The 20,636-nt window shown below is 69.3% G+C and carries 15 protein-coding genes; 13 read left to right on the top strand and 2 right to left on the bottom strand.

Features of this window, described 5'->3' with window-relative positions; genetic code table 11:
* Position 1 precedes the first annotated feature (1 nt).
* Genes ACWJI3_RS00240 through ACWJI3_RS00230 form a run of 3 tightly spaced genes read left to right on the top strand, consistent with a single transcriptional unit; the run spans position 2 to position 7,073 of the window.
* On the top strand, positions 2–4,030 hold the full coding sequence (locus ACWJI3_RS00240; protein ID WP_480202433.1) for a UvrD-helicase domain-containing protein: 4,029 nt from the start codon (positions 2–4) through the stop codon (positions 4,028–4,030).
* Entirely contained in the window at positions 4,027–5,772 is a 1,746-nt protein-coding gene (locus tag ACWJI3_RS00235; RefSeq protein ID WP_480202432.1) for an AAA family ATPase, read from the top strand. The genes ACWJI3_RS00240 and ACWJI3_RS00235 overlap by 4 nt, the downstream gene beginning before the upstream one ends.
* Entirely contained in the window at positions 5,769–7,073 is a 1,305-nt protein-coding gene (locus tag ACWJI3_RS00230; protein ID WP_480202431.1) for an MFS transporter, read from the top strand. The genes ACWJI3_RS00235 and ACWJI3_RS00230 overlap by 4 nt, the downstream gene beginning before the upstream one ends.
* 184 nt (positions 7,074–7,257) lie before the next feature.
* On the opposite strand, the gene ACWJI3_RS00225 is transcribed toward ACWJI3_RS00230, so the two are convergent.
* A complete protein-coding gene (locus ACWJI3_RS00225; RefSeq protein WP_255099676.1) occupies positions 7,258–9,426 on the bottom strand; it encodes a glutamine synthetase III family protein in 2,169 nt (722 codons plus the stop codon).
* Between the two features lie 250 nt (positions 9,427–9,676).
* On the opposite strand from ACWJI3_RS00225, the gene ACWJI3_RS00220 reads away from it, so the two are divergent.
* The 4 genes from ACWJI3_RS00220 (at position 9,677) to ACWJI3_RS00205 (ending at position 12,764) form a co-directional block, all read left to right on the top strand.
* Positions 9,677–9,901, top strand: a complete 225-nt coding sequence (locus ACWJI3_RS00220) for a hypothetical protein (protein ID WP_094511015.1) — start codon at positions 9,677–9,679, stop codon at positions 9,899–9,901.
* Positions 9,894–10,301, top strand: a complete 408-nt coding sequence (locus tag ACWJI3_RS00215) for a phosphomannose isomerase type II C-terminal cupin domain (RefSeq protein WP_480202430.1) — start codon at positions 9,894–9,896, stop codon at positions 10,299–10,301. The genes ACWJI3_RS00220 and ACWJI3_RS00215 overlap by 8 nt, the downstream gene beginning before the upstream one ends.
* A 306-nt stretch (positions 10,302–10,607) precedes the next feature.
* On the top strand, positions 10,608–12,440 hold the full coding sequence (locus ACWJI3_RS00210; RefSeq protein WP_480202977.1) for a DEAD/DEAH box helicase: 1,833 nt from the start codon (positions 10,608–10,610) through the stop codon (positions 12,438–12,440).
* A 39-nt stretch (positions 12,441–12,479) separates the two neighbouring features.
* Entirely contained in the window at positions 12,480–12,764 is a 285-nt protein-coding gene (locus ACWJI3_RS00205) for a hypothetical protein (RefSeq protein WP_094511018.1), read from the top strand.
* 4 nt (positions 12,765–12,768) lie between these two features.
* Here the strand turns inward: ACWJI3_RS00205 and ACWJI3_RS00200 are convergent, their stop codons facing one another.
* On the bottom strand, positions 12,769–12,969 hold the full coding sequence (locus ACWJI3_RS00200; RefSeq protein ID WP_094511019.1) for a hypothetical protein: 201 nt from the start codon (positions 12,967–12,969) through the stop codon (positions 12,769–12,771).
* A 115-nt stretch (positions 12,970–13,084) separates the two neighbouring features.
* Here ACWJI3_RS00200 and ACWJI3_RS00195 point away from each other — a divergent pair, with 115 nt between their 5' ends.
* The 6 genes from ACWJI3_RS00195 to ACWJI3_RS00170 all read left to right on the top strand — a co-directional run bounded on the left by ACWJI3_RS00195 (position 13,085) and on the right by ACWJI3_RS00170 (position 20,627).
* Positions 13,085–14,905: an ABC transporter ATP-binding protein gene (locus ACWJI3_RS00195; protein ID WP_255139914.1), complete on the top strand. Its 1,821-nt coding sequence runs from the start codon at positions 13,085–13,087 to the stop codon at positions 14,903–14,905.
* 102 nt (positions 14,906–15,007) lie between these two features.
* Positions 15,008–15,637, top strand: a complete 630-nt coding sequence (locus ACWJI3_RS00190; RefSeq protein ID WP_255099680.1) for a ParB/Srx family N-terminal domain-containing protein — start codon at positions 15,008–15,010, stop codon at positions 15,635–15,637.
* A gap of 204 nt (positions 15,638–15,841) precedes the next feature.
* The gene (locus tag ACWJI3_RS00185; protein WP_233132847.1) at positions 15,842–16,696 is read left to right on the top strand and encodes an LCP family protein; all 855 of its coding nucleotides are present in this window, start codon (positions 15,842–15,844) and stop codon (positions 16,694–16,696) included.
* 72 nt (positions 16,697–16,768) lie between these two features.
* A complete protein-coding gene (locus tag ACWJI3_RS00180; RefSeq protein WP_480202429.1) occupies positions 16,769–17,815 on the top strand; it encodes an FUSC family protein in 1,047 nt (348 codons plus the stop codon).
* Positions 17,812–18,891, top strand: a complete 1,080-nt coding sequence (locus ACWJI3_RS00175) for an FUSC family protein (protein ID WP_480202428.1) — start codon at positions 17,812–17,814, stop codon at positions 18,889–18,891. The genes ACWJI3_RS00180 and ACWJI3_RS00175 overlap by 4 nt, the downstream gene beginning before the upstream one ends.
* A complete protein-coding gene (locus ACWJI3_RS00170; protein ID WP_480202427.1) occupies positions 18,888–20,627 on the top strand; it encodes a TolC family protein in 1,740 nt (579 codons plus the stop codon). The genes ACWJI3_RS00175 and ACWJI3_RS00170 overlap by 4 nt, the downstream gene beginning before the upstream one ends.
* The last annotated feature ends 9 nt before the right edge of the window (positions 20,628–20,636 follow it).

Here is a 20,636-nt window from a genome sequence, read left to right as displayed (position 1 = left end):
CATGAGCCACGCCAGCAGCCAGCCAGACCCCCGCGCCAATGCGGCCTATCGGCCGCTGCTGGAGTTCGATGCCAACGCCCTGCCGCTCAGCGCTGGCCTGCGGCTGCTCGAAGCCAGTGCAGGCACCGGCAAAACTTTCGCCCTGGCCCATCTGGTGCTGCGCCTGGTGACAGAGCCCCATCTGATGGAGCGCCCCCTGGCCTTGCGGGAACTGCTGGTGGTGACCTTCACCGAAGCGGCGGCGGCCGAACTGCGCGACCGGATCGGCCGGCGGTTTCAGCAGGCCCTCGAGGCGTTGGAGGCGCTGCAGGCTCTCGAGGCACCGAACACGCTGCAGCCGCCCGTCGCGGCCCGGCCCGCCATGGACGCGGTGCTGGCCGGCTGGCTGGAACAGCTGCCCACCGGCACCAACCTGCCCCAGCTGCGCGCCCGGCTGCTGCTGGCCCTCGAAGAGCTGGATGCCGCCGACATCACCACGATCCATGGCTTCTGCCACCGCAACCTGCGGCGCCAGGCGCTGGAGGCAGGCCTGGGCCCGCAGCTGGAGGTGGAAACGGAAGGGGCCGAGCTCGCCGAACAGGTTGTCCACGACTACTGGCACAGCCAGGTGCTGCCCCTGCCGCTCCACCTGCTGCAAGGGCTGAAACGGGCCAAGGTGACCCAGGCCACCCTCACCGGCCTGCTCCAGCTGCTGGAAGGCGATGCGGCGCTGGCGCCCCCGCCCCTGCCGGACGGCTGGCGGACTGAGGCGCCTTTGCAGGAGCAGCTCACCGCCTTCTGGGGCCAGGTGTGGGAGCGGTTCAAGCCGTTATGGGCGGCGCGGGGGGAAGCGCTGGAGCAGACGTTCTGTGCCAGTGCCAGGCAATGGAAGGCGGCAGGGGCCAGCGCCACCACGCCGTACGCCGGCAAACCCAGAACGAATCGGGTCGAGGAGCTCAATGCCTGGCTCGCCACCCAGCCCGATCCCGGCTCCTACGCCGAGCTGCGTATCGACAAACGCAGCTGGCTACCCGACTACTTCCATCCCGCCGTCTTCACGAAGATCGCCGAGACGTTCGAAACCCCGCCGGTGTCGTTGCCGGAGCGGCCGCTGCTGGAGGCGGTGGCCGCGCTGGTGGACGGCCCCGCTGAAGCGGTGCTGGCCCACTTCTGCCACTGGGGCGTGGGGGAACTGCGCAGCCGGCGGCAGCGGGCTGGGCGGATCAGCTATGGGGAGCTGTTGCGAGGCCTCGATCCCGGCCCGACGGGCACGGGGCGCCCCGCGCTGATCGAGGCGCTGCGCCGCCGCTACCGGGCGGCCCTGATCGATGAATTCCAGGACACCGACCCGATCCAGTGGCGCACGCTGCGGCAGGCCTTTGCCCCCGCCGCTGGCGCCGGCCAGCATCTGCTGGTGATCGTGGGAGACCCCAAACAGGCGATCTACCGCTTCCGTGGCGGCGATCTCGACACCTACCTGGCGGCGCGGCAACTGGCGGCCCGCACCCCGGCGGCGGCAGGCAAACCCTCCATCCGCAGCATGCGCCACAACTTCCGCGCCTCAGAGCCCCTGGTGGCCGCGCTCAACCACTTGATGGCCCCCGGGCTGGTGCGCACCGACCTGCCTGTGCCCGCCGTGGTGGCCCAGCCGCAGCGGCAAGCGCTGCACCTGCAGCTGCCACCCGGCCAGGCGCCGTTGCAGCTGCTGTGGCTGGGGCCGGCGCCTGGTTCCGCCGCCGCCGGGGCGAAGCTGCCCAGCAAAACCGCGCTGGAGCAGACCCTGCCGCGGCAGATCGGTGCGCTGACGCTGGACCTGCTCCAGCGAGGCATCGAGGTGCATGCGCACGGCGAGCAGCGGGCGCTTGAACCGGGCGACATCTGTCTGCTGGTGAGCCGCCACTCCCAGGCCGACGCCCTGCGCCGCGCCCTGGAGGAACGGGGCATCGCCAGCCGGCTGGTGAGCAAGGGCGATGTGTTCGAAAGCGAAGGGGCCAGCGCCTTGCAACGCCTCCTCGATGCCCTGGCGGAACCCGGCAGCGGTCCGCGACAGCGGCTGCTGGCCGCCTCCCCCCTGCTGGGCTGGAGTCCCCGGCGCCTCACCGCCGCCAGCCCGGCCGACTGGGATGCCCTGGCCGATCGTCTGGCGCGGCTGGCCGAAGGGCTGGGGCTGCGGGGCCTGCTGGGGGTGCTGGCCGAACTGCTGGAGGGCGAGGGGCTGGGGCGCCTGTCGCAGAGCGGCAGGCTGCTCGCCGACCTGCAGCAATGCGCCGAGCTGGTGCAGGAGCAGATGCACAACGAACAGCTCGGGGCGGTGGCCGCCGCCGACTGGTTGCGTCGCCGCCGCCGCCATCCGCCCAACGACCCGCCGGAACGCCACCAGCCCCACAGCGATGCGGTGGAATCAGCGGTGCGGGTGGTGACGGTGCACCGCAGCAAAGGGCTGGAGTTTCCGGTGGTGATCTGTCCCTATCTCTGGCAGGCGCCCCCCGCAGCCACATCCGCCGGCAACCCTGGCGTGCGCTGGACGCCTCCCGGTGCCGCGGGCCCCAGCCTCGACATCTCCGTGAACCAGCGCTGGGGCGTGGGCCGCGAAGCACGGCAACAGAAGCATCAGGCGGAGGCGCAGGAAGCGGAGCGGCTGGCCTATGTGGCGCTGACCCGCGCCATGCAGCTGCTCGTGCTCGTGTACGGGCCCTCTCAAGACCAGGAGGCCAATCCGCTGCGGCCCTGGCTGTTCCCCGGCCAGCCCCTGCGCGCGCCCGGCGACGACGACTCCAGCACCCAGGTGTTGGGCCCGGGCGACGCGCTGAGTGGACTGAGCTGGATTCAGTTGCCGGCGGAAGCTGCCGGCCAGGGGCGCTGGCAGCCGCCGCCACGCCGCGGCACGCTGCACACAGGCCCGGTGCCGCAGCGGCTGCTCGATGGGAACTGGGGCCGCAGCAGTTACTCCAGCTGGACGCACAGCAGCAGTGGCGGTGCCCTGCCTCCGGCGGCGCTCGAAGACGGCCGGGAAACCGATGCGAACACCGCCGCCCCGCCGATCGAGCCGATGATCGAAGCGGCGGCCAGCGCCACCTCGGGGCCAGCAACCTCCCAGCCGGGCCCCTCTGGTCAAGCCGGCTCCAGCGCAGCCACTTCTGGTCCAGTCACTTCTGGCTCAGCCAACTCAGACCCGGCCAGCTCCGACCCAGACGCCCACGGCCCCCTGCAGGATTTTCCCCGGGGCGCCTCTGCCGGCGATTGCCTGCACCGCATCCTCGAGCAGGTCGATCATCAACGCCGTGCCGTTGCCGATCCCGCCACCGCCGCCCTGGTGGAGCTGGAGCTGGGGCGGGCCGGCATCGACCTGGAGCAGCGGGATGCCGTGCTGGCCGGCCTCGAGCAGCTGCGCCTCACCCCGATGGGCGGCCCGCTGGGCAGCTTCCGCCTCGCCGAGCTGCCGCTGACACAGCGGCTGAACGAAATGAACTTCGACCTGCCCCTGGCCTCTGAGCCCGCAGCATCCCGACAGAGCTCGCCGCTGGTGCGCGCCGCCGGGCTGGCAGCCCCGTTCCGCGACCATCCCAGCGGGGCCTTCGGCGCCGCCTACGCCAGCCAGCTGGAGCAGCTGCCGGTGGCCAGCCGCGGCTTTCTCACCGGCTCGATCGATCTGGTGTTCACCGCTCCCGCCGCCGCTGGCGAGCTGCGCTGGTGGGTGGCCGACTGGAAGAGCAACTGGCTGGGTGAGCGCGGCGAGAACGGCCAACCGCTGGCCTGCGGACCCCTGCATTACGGCCCGCCGGCGATGGCGGCGCTGATGGCGGCGAATCACTACCCACTGCAGGCTCACCTGTATCTGGTGGCGCTTCATCGCTACCTGCGCTGGCGCCTGCCGGGCTACACCCCCGAGCGCGATCTGGGCGGCTACGTCTACGTGTTTCTGCGCGGCGTGCCGGGGGAGCGGGCACAGGCGGCCGGGCCCGGAGCGGCCGTACCGGGAATGTTCGTGGAAGCGGTCGATCCCGATCGGCTGCTGGCCCTCGATGCCGCCCTGCGGGAGGGGCAGCCATGACGGAAGCCTCGCAAGAAGCACAGGCACCCGCGCCGTTCGGGGCTCTCACCGCAGCGGCCACAGGCGCGGTCGCAGCGCCTGGCTGGACGCTGGGGATGGCCCTGGCCGAAGCCCTGCCGCGCCTCTACGGGGTGAAGCGCGATCCGCTGGTGGAGGAGCTGATCCTGGCGCTGGCGCTGGCGGTGGAACGCGGCGAGCTGGAGCTGCCGCTGGCTGGAACGGCGCCGGAAGGGATCGGGGCGGAAAGCGTGGCCGCCGGCCTCTGGCCGGAGGGCCACCGGGCAGCGCTGGAGCGCTCCCCCCTGCTGGACGCTGGCCGGGAAGCGTCGCCGGCCGGCCCGGCCCCGCTGGTGCGCACGGCAGCGGGTGGCCTGGCCTGGCGGCGTTGGCGCGACCAGCTCGACGACGTACTGGCCCAGTTGCGGCAGCGGGCCCTGAGCCCGCTGGAGCCAGCGCTGCCACCGGAGCATCGCCGGCGCCTGCGCGATACGGCCTGCCGCCGCGGCGCCCTCGATTCTCAGCAGGTGCGGGCGGTGGACGCCCTGCTGTCTCAGCGGCTGGTGCTGCTCGGCGGCGGTCCGGGCACCGGCAAGACCACCACGGTGGTGCAGATGCTGGCCGCGGCGCTGGAGGCCCGCCCCGACCTGCGGGTGCACCTGGCGGCCCCCACCGGCAAGGCCGCCACGCGCCTGCGGCAGGCGATCCGGGAACGCGGGGACCGCCTGCCCGACGACCTGGCCGAACGCTGCATGGCCCTGCCCTGCACCACCCTGCACCGCCTGCTGGAAAGCCGCGGCGATGGTTTCGCCCGCGACCGCCGCCACCCGCTCGCCCTCGATCTGCTGGTGATCGATGAGGTGTCGATGCTGGATCTGGTGTTGATGGCAGCCGTTCTCGACGCCCTGCCGCAGCAGGCCCAGCTTCTGCTGGTGGGCGATCCGGCCCAGTTACCGCCGGTGAGCCCCGGCGCCGTGCTGATCGCCATCGAAGACGACCACCGCCGCGCCTCGCTGGGGGAAGCGATGGTGCAACTGGCCACGCCTTACCGCAACGAAGGGGCGATCGCCGCCGTGGCCGCCCAGGTGCGCAACGGCGGCGGCGCCCGGCTGGAGCGAAGCCTTGCCGCACTCCAACCGCGCGACAACCTGCACTGGCTGCGCTGCGAGCCGCCGCGGCTGCCTGAAGCACCGCTGGAGCGGCTGCGCGCCCATCAGGAACGGCTGCGGGAACTGGCGATGGCCTTTGATCCCAGCCAGCCTTCCGCGGCCCAGGCGCTGCTGAACGAACTGGAAGCCTGCGTGCTGCTCACGCCCGTGCGCAGTGGCAGCTGGGGCGTGGAGGCCCTGCATCGCCGCCTGCTGGGGGAGGCCGCCGAACGCGGCGCAGCAGCCTGGCCGCTGGGTACGCCGGTGCTGTGCAGCCGCAACCTGGCGGAACAGAACCTGGCCAATGGCGATGTGGGCGTGGTGGTGCGGCCGGGGCGCGAGACGCTGCTGCTGTTCAGTGACGACACAGCCGGGCCCCGGTTGCTCCATCCCGCCCGCCTGCCAGGGGCGGAACCGGCGCTTGCTCTCACGATCCACAAGTCGCAGGGCAGCCAGTACCAGGAGGTGGTGGTGCTGCTGCCCAGGAGTGAGCGCTGGGAGGGGCGGCTGCTCTATACCGCTCTCACCCGTGCGCGCCGGGAGGCCTGGCTGGTCACCCCACCGCTGCCGCCCTGGGCGCCGGCGCCGGGCCCGTGATCCCTGCCGGCAGGCCCACCCTCACAGCGTCGGACTGGCGGATCTGGGGCCTCACCGCCGCAGGCAAATACCTGGAAGGGCTGGTGGTGTTCATGGGGGGCATCGCCCTGCCGCTGGTGCAGGCGGAGCTGGCGCCGGCCAGGGCAGCCGTGGGTCTGCTGGCGGCCGCGCCGCTGATCGGCATCCTCGTGGGCGCGCCGCTGCTGGGCACGCTGGCCGACCGCTGGGGCCGCCGGCCGGTGTTCTCAGCCGAGCTGGTGCTGCTGCTGGCGGGGCTGCTGGGGGCCGCCGCCAGTCAAAACGTCACCTGCCTGGTGGCCGCACTGCTGCTGATCGGCCTGGCGCTCGGCGCCGACTACCCCACGGGCCATCTGGTGATCTCCGAGCAGTTGCCGGCGGCCTGGCGCGGCCCGCTGGTGCTGGGCGCCTTCGGCTGCCAGGCCGTGGGGGCACTGAGCGGCAGCCTGCTGGGCTGGCTGCTGGCTGCTCATGGCAGCCTGGGGCCACTGGGCTGGCGCAGCCTCTATCTCCTGCCGGTGCTGCCGGTGCTGCTGCTCACCTGGGCGCGGCTGGGGGTGCCGGAAAGCCCTGGCTGGCGGCCGCCGGGTGTTGCCCAACCCCAGGCCGCTGGAGAAGGGGGGTCGGCGCCAGCCACTGGCCAGACGCAGACAGCCCCTGCTGCGCCCAACCCGTTGCCACCTCGCGCACCCAGCCCGCTGGCGCCTCCTTCACTGCGCCCACTGCTGCTGGCCGGGCTGCCGTGGTTTGTGCAGGACCTCAGCACCTACGGGGTGGGAATCTTCCTGCCGCAACTGCTGGTGGAGGGCGGCGTGCAACAGCACAGCCTGGGCTGGGCCACAGCGGCCGATGGGCTGTTCGTGGCCGGAATCGGCCTGGCGATCGTGCTGGTCGATCGGCTGGGCCGGATCGGGCTGCAGGTGGCCGGCTTCGGGGGCTGCGCCGCGGGGCTGGCGCTGGCGGCGTGGGGCTGCAGCGGGGCTGTTCAGGCGCCTGGCCTGGTGATCGCCGGGGTGGGCCTGTTTCTGTTCATGACCAACGCCGGCCCCAATGCCACCACCTATCTCCTTGCAGGAGAGGTGTTCCCGATCGCCCAGCGCGGCCAGGGGGCGGGCCTCGCGGCCGCTGCCGGCAAAGCCGGCGCGGTGCTCGCCGCCCTCACACTGCCGGGGTTGCTGCACCGCTGGGGAACCGGTGCGGTGTTGGCTGGCCTGGCGGTCAGTTCGGTGATCGGCGCACTGCTCACCGGCTGGTTACGGCTCGACCCGGCACTGGAGCGCTAACCATTCAGCGCAACAGCACTCGGCAAAAAAGCGGGGCCTCGGCACGCGGTGAAGCGGCCAGGACCCCGGAGGTGGAGCATTCAGATCAAGCCTCTGAGCAAGGTTTCAGAGCAACCGTCGGAGCTGCGCACAGAACAGAAAAGGGGGCAGGACGGCACCCGCCCCCAACGTTCTGACTACCTGACTACTTGATGAACAGCATCTCCTGGTAGGTGGGCAGCGGCCAGGCGTTGTCGTCCACCAGGGTTTCGAGCCCGTCGACGGCTTCGCGGATCTTGTACATCAGCGGCAGCAGGGTGTCTGCGCAGTGGCGCATGTGGGCAGCCTCGCCATGGGGCGGGCTGGCCAGAGCGGACTCCAGAGCCACGCAGTTGGCCAGCAGCTCCTGGTTGAGCGTGGCGATCCGGCCGGCCATGGCCCGATCGGGCGGCAGACCCAGGGTTTCCTGGTAGTGGAGGGAGTTGGCCAGCTGACCGAGATAGGTCATCACGGCGGGGTACACCTGGGTGCGGGCCATCTGCAGCACCAACTTGGCCTCCACTTCCACCGCCAGCACGTACTGCTCGGCATACACCTCGAAGCGGCTGTGCAGCTCCACCGGGGTGAGCACACCGGTGCGCTCGAACAGGGCCTTGATGTCGTCCCGCTCCAGCACGAGCAGCGCATCGGCGGTGGTGGGGAGGTTCTCCAGGCCCCGTTCGGTCACGGCCTTTTCGTGCCACTCACTGGAGTAGCCGTCACCGCCGAACACCACATTGCCGTGCTGCTGCATGATCGCCTGCAGCACTTCAGCGGCTGCCGACTCCAGCGACGCACCGGCACCCATCTTGGCCTCCAGTTCGTCGGCCACGTACTTGAGCGAGTCGGCCAGGATCGTGTTCATGGCCACCAGCGGTCCGGCCACGGATTGATTCGAACCCACGGCGCGGAACTCGAAGCGGTTGCCGGTGAAGGCGAACGGGGAAGTGCGGTTGCGATCGCCCGGATCCTTGGGGAACTCGGGCAGGGTGTCGACACCGAGCTGCATCAATCCACCGTGGTCGGTACTGCCAAGGTTGCCGTTCTTGATCATCGTGAACACCTCTTCCAGCTGGCTGCCGAGGTACATCGAGATGATCGCCGGCGGCGCTTCGTTGGCACCGAGGCGGTGATCATTACCGGCCGTGGCCACCACAGCACGCAGCAGCGGGCCGTAGAGATGCACGCCACGAATCACAGCACCGCAGAACAGCAGGAACTGCATGTTCTCCTCAGGGCTGCTGCCGGGATCCAGCAGGTTGCCCTGGGTGCCGTTGCCCACCGACCAGTTCACGTGCTTGCCGGAGCCGTTGATGCCAGCGAAGGGCTTCTCGTGCAGCAGGCAGTTCATGCCGTGCCGGCGCGCCGTGTTCTTCAGCAGCGTCATGGTGAGCTGCTGGTGGTCGGTGGCTACGTTGGCCGCCTCAAAGAACGGAGCGATCTCGAACTGGCCCGGTGCCACTTCGTTGTGGCGGGTTTTGGCGGGAATGCCCAGCTTGTACATCTGGCGTTCCACATCCTGCATGAACACCTGCACCCGCTGGGGGATCGCACCGAAGTAGTGGTCATCGAACTGCTGGCCCTTGGCGGAAGGATGGCCGAACAGGGTGCGGCCCGCCAGCAGCAGGTCGGGGCGGAGGGTCACGAAGGCGCTGTCGACCAGGAAGTATTCCTGTTCAGCACCGCAGCTGGAATTGACCGGGGCGATCTCGGTGTTGCCGAGCAACTTGAGCAGCCGCTGGGCCTGTTTGTTCATCGCTGCGTTGGAGCGCAGCAGCGGTGTCTTCTTGTCGAGGGCTTCACCCGTCCACGACACAAACACCGTGGGGATGCAGAGGGTGATGCCGTTGGGCGTCTCCATCAGGAAGGCCGGGCTGGTGATGTCCCAGGCCGTGTAACCGCGGGCTTCGAAGGTGGAGCGGATGCCGCCATTGGGGAAGGAGGAACCATCAGGCTCGCCCTGCACAAGCACCTTGCCGGTGAATTCACAGATGGCCGAACCATCGCTCTGGGTGGAGATGAAGCCGTCGTGCTTCTCCGCCGTGGAGTTGGTGAGCGGATAGAACACGTGGGCGTAGTAGAGGGCGCCACGGCCCACCGCCCAGTCTTTCATCGCCTGGGCTACAACATTGGCCACGGAAACATCAAGCTTGCCGCCTTCCTTGATGGTTTTCTGAACCGATTTGAAGATGTCCTTCGGCAAGGACGACTTCATCTTGGCCAGATCGAAAACGTCAGACGCCCACAACTCCGAGAGGGGCGCAATGGGAGGAAACTCCGGGGATGGCCGTTCCTGGATGCACTGGATGGCCGCGAGACGCTGCGAACTGGGCATGAGGGGCAGAAAAGATCCGCCCAGCATCCAACCCCTCAGCCTTGCCACCAGATGAAGCCGTTGCTACAGATCAATTGGTGGGCCCTTCCCCGGTTGCGAATCGCTCAAGCCTCGGGCATTCCCAGTCGGATCCTGCGCAGCATCGAACCAGCAACCAGCGGCAAGAGCCGCGCGCGCTGTGTCAGGCCCGCGGCGCCCTTCACTGACCACGTCATGCGACAGACTGAACCTGCATTCCGCTGCAGCGTCGATGGTTCGCTACTACCTCCTGCTGCCGGATCCGAAGGCCGGAGCCGAGGCCACGCTCGGGCGCATGCTCGACGACCGCTCCGAAGCCTGCTTCGACGCCACCACCACACCCCCGGGCTGGCAGAACTGCACGAATCAGATTCAGCGCCGGCTGCACGCCCACGACAAGATCGCCGAAATCAGCCTGGAGCGCGCTCAGGCCTGGCAACCCTCAGCCTTTGCCTGAAGCCGGCCGCGAGTTACCGCCCGGCCCCGAGGCCCAGGTTGACGCCGGATCAGGGCGATGCCAACGCCCCTGGGGATGGTTCGAGACCCTTGCCGATGGTGAGTCCTACCGGGTGAAACGGCTGCTGGTGCTGGCCCACCAGCGCATCAGCCTCCAACGTCATCGCCACCGCTGTGAGCACTGGGTGGTGGTGGCCGGCAACGGTCGGCTTGAACTGGAGGGGGAATCCATCCCGGCCCGGCCGGGCGTCACCTTGTTCATCCCTGTGGGCGCGATGCATCGGCTCACCGCCGGCTCCAGCGATCTGGTCCTGATTGAGGTGCAGCGGGGCGACCGTCTCGAAGAAGCTGATATCGAGCGTTGGCAGGACGATTACGGCCGGGCCGTCAGCAGCACATGACGGGGATTCCGGCCGTTCAGGTGTTACATTGTGCTCTCACCCTTTGATGAAGGGCAAGGCAGGCGTGCTACAGGCCATCAAGGCCATGAGCTTCGGGTTGCTGCCGGCCTGTGTTGAAGGAACTCCTCAGGCCCCAGCCACCCACCCAGATTCGTGACCCAGCCTTCTGCTTGCGAGAGCTTCGCGTGCTCTGTTGACACCGACGCGTCCCTCTCCGCCTCCAATTCCACCTCGACGAGCCATCCCATCACCACCCTTTCCCTCTCCGCCGACCCGATCGCCACGGATTCCGCCGCCACGCCAGCCCTGCCGCTGACGAGCGTCGATCTCACCGCCCTGGAAGCCACCAGCCCCGCCGTGACGGACGCCACAACCGAGGCCAGCACCCTGATCGGTCCGCTCACCACCACCGCAGCACCTGCCGAAGCGAAGAACGGCTTCGCCAGCTTCGGTTTCTCCGCCGAGCTGCTGGAGGCCGTCGAAGGCTGCGGCTACACCGAGCCTTCCCCGATCCAGAAAGCCGCCATTCCTGAGCTGCTGCTCGGCCGTGATCTGGTCGGCCAGGCGCAGACCGGCACCGGCAAGACAGCCGCCTTCGCCCTGCCCCTGCTGGCCCGCCTTGATCCTGCCCAACGCACCCCCCAGGTGCTGGTGCTAACTCCCACCCGCGAGCTGGCGCTGCAGGTGGCGGAATCCTTCAACAGCTATGCCACCAAGCTCCCGCAGGTGCGGGTGCTTCCCATCTACGGCGGAGCCGATTTCCGCGATCAGATCGTGCGTCTGCGCCGTGGCGTGCAGGTGGTGGTGGGCACCCCTGGCCGGGTGATGGATCACATGCGCCAGGGCACCCTTGATCTTTCCGGCCTTCGCAGCCTCGTGCTCGACGAAGCCGATGAAATGCTGCGCATGGGCTTCATCGACGACGTGGAGTGGGTGCTGGGGCAGTTGCCGAGCGAGCGGCAGGTGATCCTGTTCTCCGCCACCATGCCGTCCGAAATCCGGCGGCTTTCGAAGAACTATCTCCGCAGCCCGGCGGAAGTGACGATCCGGCAGAAAGGGGCTGAGTCCAGCTCCATCCGCCAGCGCCATCTGGTGGTGAACGGATCCCAGAAACTGGAAGCTCTCACCCGGGTGCTCGAGGCCGAAAGCAGCGAAGGTGTGATCATCTTTGCCCGCACCAAGGCCATCACCCTGGCGGTGTCCGAAGCGCTCGAACAGCAGGGCCACGATGTCGCTGTGCTCAACGGCGATGTGCCGCAGGCCCAGCGGGAGCGCACCGTGGAGCGGCTGCGCAGCGGCAAGGTGAACGTGCTTGTGGCCACGGATGTGGCGGCGCGCGGCCTCGACGTCGACCGCATCACCCTGGTGATCAACTTCGACATCCCCTTCGACAGCGAGGCCTACGTGCACCGCATCGGCCGCACCGGCCGGGCCGGCCGCAAGGGCGACGCGATCCTGTTCCTCACCCCGCGCGAGCGCCGCTTCCTCTCAGGTCTCGAGCGTGCCGTCGGCAAGCCGATCGAGCCGATGGAGGTGCCCAGCAACGCCGACATCAACCAGAGCCGGCTGGATCGCCTGCGTCAGCGCCTCACCGCGGCTGTGCAGGAGCCCACAAGTGAGCCCCAGGAACTGGCCCTGCTCAGCGAGATTATCCAGCGGGTAGGCCGCGAGATCGAGGTCACCCCGGAGCAGCTGGCCCTGGCCGCCCTCCAGCTCGCCGTGGGCGATCGCCCGCTGCTCGCCCAGGGTGAAGAAAACTGGCAGCAGAGCGGAGGACGCGACCGTGACCGTCAACGGGACGGCGATGCCCGCCGTGGCGAGCGCGGCGAGCAACGGCGGCCCCTTGGCCAGGGCCGCAACGGCGGCGGGTTCCGCGAGGAAGGCAGCGCGCCCCCCGACGACCAGATGGACCGGTTCCGCATCGAAGTGGGCTGGCGTGACCGCGTCAAGCCGGGCAACATCGTGGGAGCGATCGCCAATGAGGCTGGCCTCAACGGCCGCAGCATCGGCAGGATCCAGATCTTCGACACGCACAGCGTGATCGATCTGCCCAAGGGAATGCCTGAAGATGTGTTCGCTGCTCTCGCCCGCCTGCGGGTGATGAACAAGGAGCTGCAGATTTCCCGTCACCAGGGCTGAGCCCTTCAGCCCCTCCCCGCCATTGCCCTGAGGCCCTCCATGCGCCTGGTCTTCACCTTCACCTCGCTGGCTGCCCTCACGCTCTTTGCCCAACCGGTGCAGGCCGATACGTTGAGCGCATCGGCTTCCACCCGCAACGACAGCGTCACCAGGTTCTGCCTGGCGGGGTTCCAGGCCGCCTTCCAAGCGGCCCGCAAAGTGCCCCCGGATGGCATGGGGGCCTACACCTGCAACTGCTTCGTGGAGCAGGTGAACAAGGGCTCCAGCATCCAGGGCGCCACCGACATCTGCCGGCAGCTCGCCACGACCAAGTACCGGCTCTGAGCGTTCAGCTCCAGAGGCTGGTCACACCATCGGTGCACAGCAGGCTCACCTGCTCCAGGGGAAGGTTTTCGATCGTGGCGATCAAGGTCGTCTGCACCTCGGTGGACTCGGTGAGCACCAGGGATTGCAGCAGGTCGAAACGGTCCTGAGGTGCGAGTTCGCCGTTCTCGCACCAGGCCAGACTCCAGGGGACAGGGGCAGACATTGGTTCGGGATCGCCGGGTGTTGGTTCCGTGACAATCAGACGACCTTCGCCCATTTCCTCCCTTCTTCCCTTTTCCTTCCGTTCTGCTTCATGCTTTGCCACGCCTGCCCAGGCCATGCCGCCACTTTCTTCGCCCCAGCACGAGCCCCAACACTCTGCCCCCGCGCTGAAGCGGCTGCTGCGAGCCCTGCGGCCGCACCGCCGGCGGGTGTGGCAGGCGGCGTTCTGTTCGGTGCTCAACAAAATCTTCGATCTGGCGCCGCCGGTGCTGATCGGCCTGGCGGTGGATGTGGTGGTCCGCCAGCAGACTTCCAGCCTCGCCGCGCTCGGTTTCCGCAGCGTGCCGAGCCAGCTGGGGCTGCTGGCCCTGCTCTCGTTCGTGATCTGGAGCGCCGAATCCGGCTTCGAATACCTCTATGGCGTGCTGTGGCGCAACCTCGCCCAGACCGTGCAGCACGAGCTGCGGCTTGAGGCCTACGGCCATCTGCAGCAGCTGGAGATGGCCTTCTTCGAGTCGAGCAGCAGCGGCCGGCTAATGGCGATCCTCAACGACGACATCAACCAGCTCGAGCGCTTCCTCGACCATGGCGCCAACGAGCTGCTGCAACTGGTGACCACCGTGGTGGCGGTGGGCGGGGCCATGGCCGTGCTCTCCCCCAGCGTGGCGGGGGTGGCATTTCTGCCGATCCCGGTGATCCTCTGGGGCTCGCTCAGCTTCCAGAAGCGGCTGGCCCCGCGCTACCGCGAGGTGCGTGAACGGGCTGGCGATCTCAACAGCAGCCTGGCCAACAACCTCGGCGGCATGCTCACGATCAAGAGCTTCGCCGCTGAAGCCTGGGAGCTGGAGCGCCTCCGCGGCGAAAGCGAGGCCTACCGCGCCAGCAACCGCCGCGCGATCCGCATCTCGGCCGCCTTCATTCCGCTGATCCGCTTCGCGATCCTGTTCGCCTTCCTGGCGATCCTGGTGATCGGCGGCCTGCAGGCGTGGCAGGGAGCGATCGCTGTAGGCAGCTACAGCTTTCTGGTGTTCATCACCCAGCGCCTGCTCTGGCCGCTCACCACCCTGGGCCGCACCCTCGACGACTACCAGCGGGCCATGGCCTCCACCACCCGGGTGCTCGATCTGCTCGAAACTCCGGTGAGCATTCCCGGCGGCTCCCGGCCGCTGCCCCTTGAGCAGGTGCAGGGCAGGCTCGAGTTCCGCGCGGTGGACTTCGCCTACGGCGGCCGCGACCCCTTGCTGAATGGATTCGAGCTCACCGTGCCGGCCGGCAGCACCGTGGGCATCGTTGGCGCCACGGGCTCGGGCAAGAGCACGATCGTGAAGCTGCTGCTGCGGCTCTATGAGGTGCAGGCGGGCGAGATCCTGCTGGATGGCCAGCCAATTCGGGAGCTGCGGCTCGAAGATCTTCGCCGTGCCATCGGCCTGGTGAGCCAGGAGGTGTTCCTGTTCCACGGCACCGTGGCCGAGAACATCGCCTACGGCAGCTTCAGAGCCAGCCGCACCGCCATCGCCCGAGCCGCTGCCCTCGCCGAAGCCGCCGGCTTCATCGAGGCCCTGCCACAGGGCTACGACACCGTCGTGGGCGAGCGGGGCCAGCGGCTCTCAGGCGGTCAGCGGCAGCGGATCGCCCTGGCCAGGGCCATTCTCAAGAATCCGCCCGTGCTGATCCTTGATGAGGCCACCGCCGCGGTGGACAACGAAACCGAGGCCGCCATCCAGCGTTCCCTTGACCACATCACCGCCTCTCGCACCACGCTGGTGATCGCCCACCGGCTCAGCACCGTGCGCCACGCCGATCGGATCGTGGTGATGGACCAGGGCCGCATCGTGGAAGCCGGGCGCCACGAAGAGCTGATCGTCCGCAACGGCGCCTACGCCAACCTCTGGCGCGTGCAGGCCGGACTGCGCCGCGAAGAACCGCTGCTGGCCTGAGCACAGGCAGGCATCCGCTGCCCCCTTGATACGGCACGACGGGGTGGGCGGGAATGTTGCAGCATGGACAACTCCTTCAGGGCCCCCTGCTGCCCCCTGACGATGGCGCCGAGCTCCGGTCCCCACGAACTGCCGCCGACGTCCCAGACGGAGTTGCTGGAGTTGCCCGTCGAGCGCCTCCAGCCCACCCAGCTCTGCCTCGGTCTGGCGGAGGTGCGGGCCCGGGCCTGTGATTTCCGCCTTGAATCCGCTGCCAGCCGCCGCCGTTACCTGCGCAGCCGCCCGGTGCCGGTCGCCGTCAGCAGCGCCGGTGAGCACTGGATGATCGATCGCCATCACCGGCTGCGGGCCCTGCTCGACGTCGACCCGGACGTGAGCGTGTTCTGTGCGGTGGTGCTGCGGCTGGAGGGCGCCAGCCGGGCCCACTGCCTCGAGGAGCTCAATCGCCGCGGCTGGCTGTATCTGCACGATGGCGAGGGGCGCGGTCCCCACCCGGCGGAGCGCCTGCCGAGGCGGCTGGAGGCACTCGACGACGACCCCTATCGCAGCCTGGTCTGGAAGCTGAAGCAGGAGGGGCTGATCCGCGCCCAACCCACCCTGCCCTTCCACGAGTTTCGCTGGGGTGCCTGGCTGCGCCAGCAGGCGCTGCCGCCGTTCAGTTCGATCGAGCTGGATCCGGCCCTGCCGGCGGCGCGGGAACTGGTGCGCCAACGCCGCGATCCTGGGAGCTGAGGTCACCAGCTCAGAAACTGACTGATACCGGCGGGCCTGGGAGGGAAATCCACCGCCAGGATGAAATAAGGTTTCAATATGAAGACATCGGCAGCGAAGCGCCAGAGATCCACAGCGGTTCCTTCGGCGCCTTCAGCCGGATATCCGAGCGCTCCGCCCCCCAAGCGCCGGTCGAGAGGATTGGGGCCGATCCTGCTCGCCGTGATGTTCGGGCTCGGCGGCGGCCTCGCCCTGGCGGTGCCCTTGGCCGATCTGATCAAGGGCAACACCACTGTGAAGCTGGAAGGCTTCCGCAATCCCTTCGGCAGCTGGGTTGACACCGATCGCGACCTGCTCGTGCTCGGCTCCGACGTGGGTGGTGGCAACACCGATGTGATCTTCACGCTGCGGGTGGAGAACGGCAAAACCCAGATCACCCAGGTGCCGCGAGACACCTACATCGATTCCGCCCGCTTCGGCCCGGTCAAGGCCAACGCTCTCTATGCCTACGGCGGCATCGAAGCCGCGAAGGAGGAGCTTTCCGAACGCCTCGGTCGACCCATCGGCCACTACATCAAGGTCAATCTGAGTGCGATCCGCCGCATGGGCGATGTGCTCGGTGGCGTCGAGGTGGATGTGCCCAAGCGCATGTACTACGTCGACAACAGCCAGGGCCTCTACATCGACCTGCAGCCGGGCATGCAGACGCTCAAGGGCCGCGACCTGGAAGGCTTCCTGCGCTGGCGCCACGACGAGAACGGTGACATCGGCCGCATCGAGCGGCAGCAGCTGGTGCTGGCCGCGGTGTTTCGCAAGCTGATCCGGCCGGACAACCTGATGCGTCTGCCCACCCTGCTCTCCGCCGCCGGGGAGGATGTCAAGACCGATCTCGGGCCGATGCAGATCGGCGGCCTGATCACCGCCATGGCCTCCACCCAGCTCAGCACCGAGCGGCTCGGCGGCCGCCCGTTCGACCGCAACGGCATCAGCTACTGGGAAGCCGACTGGCCCAGCACCGCCGGCACCGCCAGCTCCTCCAAGGAGTCGTCGGACAACGGCCGCTACCGCTTCCTGTTCTGAGCCACGGCGCCAGGGTCGCCGCCACCTTCCAGCTACTGATCCTCAGCCTCCTGCCATCAGCCCTCAGCCGCCATGGACGGAGCCGGTACCGTGCCGGCAATGCGCCGCAGCGCTGCGATGGCTCCACTCTCCCCCCTGCTTCAGCAGAGCCTGCGCCTTGGCCTCGCCAGCCTGATCACCGCCGCGATCGCGCTCTGGAGCGATCGGATCGCGTTCGTGTGGTATCCGCTGCTGGCCGTGATCTTCGTCATCGATGACAACGATGAGCTGACCGTCAAAGCGGCCCTCGCCCGGGTGCTCGGCACCGCCAGCGGCGGTCTGGTGGCCTTTCTTGTGCACACGATCATGGGCGGCTGGCCCGCGGTGCTGGTGTCCCTGCTGCTGACCGTGCCCCTGCTGCGGCTGCTGGGCTGGCAAGGAGGGCTGTCCACCGCCGTGACGATCAGCCTGATGTTCCTGCTGATCCCCCACTACACCGCGCTCAACTGGGACTACGTGTTCAACCGCACGGTGGACACGTCCGTGGGAATCGTGGTGGCGCTGCTGACGGCCCTGCTGTTCTGGCCGAAGAACAGGCTGCAGCGCATCGGGGCCCTCGAGCGGCAGATCCACACCAGCCTGCAGACGCAGCTCGCTGCCCTCACGGCGTGGGCTCTGGGCAGGCAGGCACGCCCTGCACCGCTGTCCCGTGCCGAGTTCACCGCCCGCCTGCTCGCTCTCGAACAGCTGGTGCAGCAGGAGCAGGCGGGCCATGCACGGCACCTGCTGCGGCAGGCACGCTGGCGCCAGCGGCTGCTGATCTGGCAGACGATCCACCACCACTGGGTGCAGTTCGAACGGCTGCTCGGCCAGCTCCCCGCCGACCTGGCCGGCGAGCCAGCTGTCGCCGCGTTGACGTCGCAGCTGCAACGGGCGCTTCAGCAGCTGCAGGCGCCGGCGTCAGGCGACGGGCCGCTGCAGCTGCAGCCGGCCTCCGGGGAGCAGACCCTGCCCTCGCTGCTGCTGCTCTCGCTGGAGGAGGAACACAACCGGCTGCGGCGGGCGCTGCTGTCGCTGCAGTTCTGCGAGCGGAGCACCCTGCCCCGCACCGCCAGCTCCCGCCTGGAGCCGGCGCGATGAAGCTTCCGCCACGGCAGGAATGGCGCCTGGCCCTGGTGACCGGGCTGAGTACGGGCTTTGCGGTGCTGAGTCCGTTGCCGGATGGCTACTACATGCCGATGGCGATCACCGCCGTGATGGCCGGCAGCTACGGCGGCTCCTATGCACTGGGTCGCCAGCGGCTGCTGGGCAGCCTGATGGGGGTGGCCATCCTGTTGGTGTGCCAGAGCGGCCTGCGCCTGCCCTTGCCCCTGGCCCTCGGCATCGCCCTGACGCTCACCCGCCTGCTGGGCGGTGCGCTGGGTCTGCAGAGCGGCTACAAGGTGGCTGGCTTCATCGTGGTGATGGGCTGGCTGGTGCACAGTTCCAACCTCTCCAGCTGGATTCCGCTGCGCCTGGGCTGGACCTGCCTGGGAATCGTGGTGGGGTTGCTGGCCGTGCGCTGGATCTGGCCCAGCCGGGCGATCCAGCAGCAGAACGACGGCTGCCGGCGCCTGATGGGCACGATCGCAGCCGCCTTGCGCGAGGAAGGCCAGCGACTCGGCAGCCCGCTGGCCCCCGCCGCTTCCCCCGGCGAGCGGCGCCGGCGCCACCGTCAGGACCTGACCCAGCTGGTGGCCCTGCGGCAGGGGCGGCCGGCGGCGATCACGGAGTTGGGGCTCAACCCGGCCCGGCAGCCGCTGCATCACCTGTGGCAACTGTGCGATGCCACCTTTTCGCTGTTGCTTGGAACCCTCGACGGGCTGCGCAGCCTGCCGCCTCCACTGTTGTCACCGTCGGCGCTGGTGGAGCTGAGAATGGCGGAAGTGAGGCTGCTGGAGGCCATGGCCCAGCGGCTGGAGCGATGGCAGACCTGCCGCTTCGCGCAGGACGAACCGCTGCCGTCGCTGACGGCCAGCGGCAGGCAGGCAGGCTTGCAGAGCCAGGCACTGGCCCTGGCGGCCCTGCGCACCTGCCGCGAGCTGCTGCACAGCCCCGCCTTCGAGCAGGTGCCGAACGTGCGCCAGCGCCAGGTGGCCCGGCGCCTGATGCTGCTGGAGCAGGCAGCCGAGGGCCTCGAAATGATGGACCGGCGCTGGCAGGCGCTGCAGGCATGACCAGACTCCCTTCCAGGCCTGCGATCGCCGCCAGGCTCGCCCTGAGCGTGACGTTGCTGGGGATCGCGCTGGAGCAGGGCCGCGGTGTGGCACTGGCAGCCGGGACCGACCCTCATCACCACGCCGCTGCGCTGGAGCGCGCCTGGAGCCGCCTGGACGCCGAATTGCGCCTGCTGGACCAGCTGTTGCCCGGGCCGGAGGACGGGGGAGCCGGCGGCGCCACCCCCGGTGAGACGCCACCGGCCCCACCCCCGCTAGCCCTGCCGACGGCGGCGCAGCTCAGCGATCAGCAGGTGCAGGCGCTCAGCCTGGAGCAGGCGGTGGTGATCGCGCTGGCCGAAAGTCCGCAGGTTCAGGCCCGGCGCCTGGAGGTGGCCGCAGCCCTGGCCCAGCTGCAAAGCCGCCTGGGCACCTACTGGCCCCGCATCGCCGCTGTGGGCGGGCTGGCCTACGACCAGACGGCGACGCGGTTCGGGGTGCCCGCCGGCAACGGCAGCCTCGCCCTCGGGCCCAACTTCGCCGCATCCGGGCTGCAGGCCGCCGATGGCTCGACCACCAATGGCCCCTTCTTCGTGCCCAGCGGTGCCACCGCCACCTTGAACCAGGGGGTGCGCCAGCTGAGCGGTGGCCTGGAGCTGGATCTGGCCGTGTTGGATTTCGCCCGCAGCCCCTCGATCCAGGCGGCCCGGGCGCGGCTGCGGCAGGCACGGGCCGTCTACGCCAACAGCCTGCGGCACCGGCAGCTGGAGGTGAGTGAGGCCTATTACGGCCTGCAGCGGGCCGACCAGCTGGTGCGCATCCGCGAAGCCGACCTGCGCAACGATGGCGTGATCCTGCAAGAGGTGCTGGCGCTCAAGCAGGCCGGGCTCGTGCCCCGGCTCGACCTGCTGCGCCGCCAGGCCTTCGAAGCCGAAAGCGAGGAACAGCTGATCCAGGCCCGCGCCGACCAGGCGGTGGCTCGGCGTCGGCTGGCCGTGCTGCTCAATCTGCCGGCCAACCTCACCCCCCGCGCGGCGGACCCGATCCGGATCCAGTCCCGCTGGCCGTTCGGGCTGGAGGAGAGCCTGCTGGCCGCCTATCGCGACAACCCCGAGCTGGCGCTGGTGCTGGCCAGCCGCGACGCCCTGGCCAAGGACCGGCAGGCCCTGGCCGCCCAGCTGCTGCCCCGCCTGAGCCTGTTCGCCGCCGCGGCCGCCGGCAGCAGCCAGACCCAGCAGTGGAACATCAGCGGCGACTGCTGTGGCACGACGGTGATTCCCACCCAGAACAGCGCAGGCACGGACTGGTCGGTGGGGCTGGCCTTCCGCTGGCTGCTGTTCGACGGCGGCAGCACGGCCGCGGCGCTGCGCAGCCTGACGCAGCAGGAGCAGGCCGAGGCGCAGCGCTATGCCGCCTCACGCAACGACATCCGCCTGCGGCTGGAGCAGGCCTTCTTCGAACATGGGGCCAGCCTGGGAAAACTGGCCTCCAGCCAGCGGGGGGTGCGCGCCAGCCTGGAGGCCTTTCGGGATGCCCGGCTCCGCTATCAGAGCGGTCTGGCCAACGAAGTCACCCTGTCGCTCACCCAGGACCGTCTGATCACCAGCCTGGTGCAGCGACTGGAGGCCACGGTGGCCGTGAACATCACCTACGCCCGACTGCTGCGGGAACTGCTGCCGATGCCCACCGACCCCGAGGCCGTCGTGCCGGTGCAGCTCACGGTTCCAGAGGCCGGCCGTCGGCAACTGGGGCCGTGACGAGCCCGG

This window comes from Marcopretia estuarina LEGE 06307 (assembly GCF_056633115.1).
This window is presented reverse-complemented; position numbering and strand designations above follow the sequence as displayed.

Excerpts from the sequence above, each read along its gene's own strand:
- ACWJI3_RS00240 (WP_480202433.1), top strand. The coding sequence starts at position 2 with ATGAGCCACGCCAGCAGCCAGCCAGACCCCCGCGCCAATGCGGCCTAT.
- ACWJI3_RS00235 (WP_480202432.1), top strand. The coding sequence starts at position 4,027 with ATGACGGAAGCCTCGCAAGAAGCACAGGCACCCGCGCCGTTCGGGGCT.
- ACWJI3_RS00225 (WP_255099676.1), bottom strand. The coding sequence starts at position 9,426 with ATGCCCAGTTCGCAGCGTCTCGCGGCCATCCAGTGCATCCAGGAACGG.
- ACWJI3_RS00220 (WP_094511015.1), top strand. The coding sequence starts at position 9,677 with ATGGTTCGCTACTACCTCCTGCTGCCGGATCCGAAGGCCGGAGCCGAG.
- ACWJI3_RS00205 (WP_094511018.1), top strand. The coding sequence starts at position 12,480 with ATGCGCCTGGTCTTCACCTTCACCTCGCTGGCTGCCCTCACGCTCTTT.
- ACWJI3_RS00200 (WP_094511019.1), bottom strand. The coding sequence starts at position 12,969 with ATGTCTGCCCCTGTCCCCTGGAGTCTGGCCTGGTGCGAGAACGGCGAA.
- ACWJI3_RS00195 (WP_255139914.1), top strand. The coding sequence starts at position 13,085 with ATGCCGCCACTTTCTTCGCCCCAGCACGAGCCCCAACACTCTGCCCCC.
- ACWJI3_RS00190 (WP_255099680.1), top strand. The coding sequence starts at position 15,008 with ATGGCGCCGAGCTCCGGTCCCCACGAACTGCCGCCGACGTCCCAGACG.
- ACWJI3_RS00185 (WP_233132847.1), top strand. The coding sequence starts at position 15,842 with ATGTTCGGGCTCGGCGGCGGCCTCGCCCTGGCGGTGCCCTTGGCCGAT.
- ACWJI3_RS00180 (WP_480202429.1), top strand. The coding sequence starts at position 16,769 with ATGGACGGAGCCGGTACCGTGCCGGCAATGCGCCGCAGCGCTGCGATG.
- ACWJI3_RS00175 (WP_480202428.1), top strand. The coding sequence starts at position 17,812 with ATGAAGCTTCCGCCACGGCAGGAATGGCGCCTGGCCCTGGTGACCGGG.
- ACWJI3_RS00170 (WP_480202427.1), top strand. The coding sequence starts at position 18,888 with ATGACCAGACTCCCTTCCAGGCCTGCGATCGCCGCCAGGCTCGCCCTG.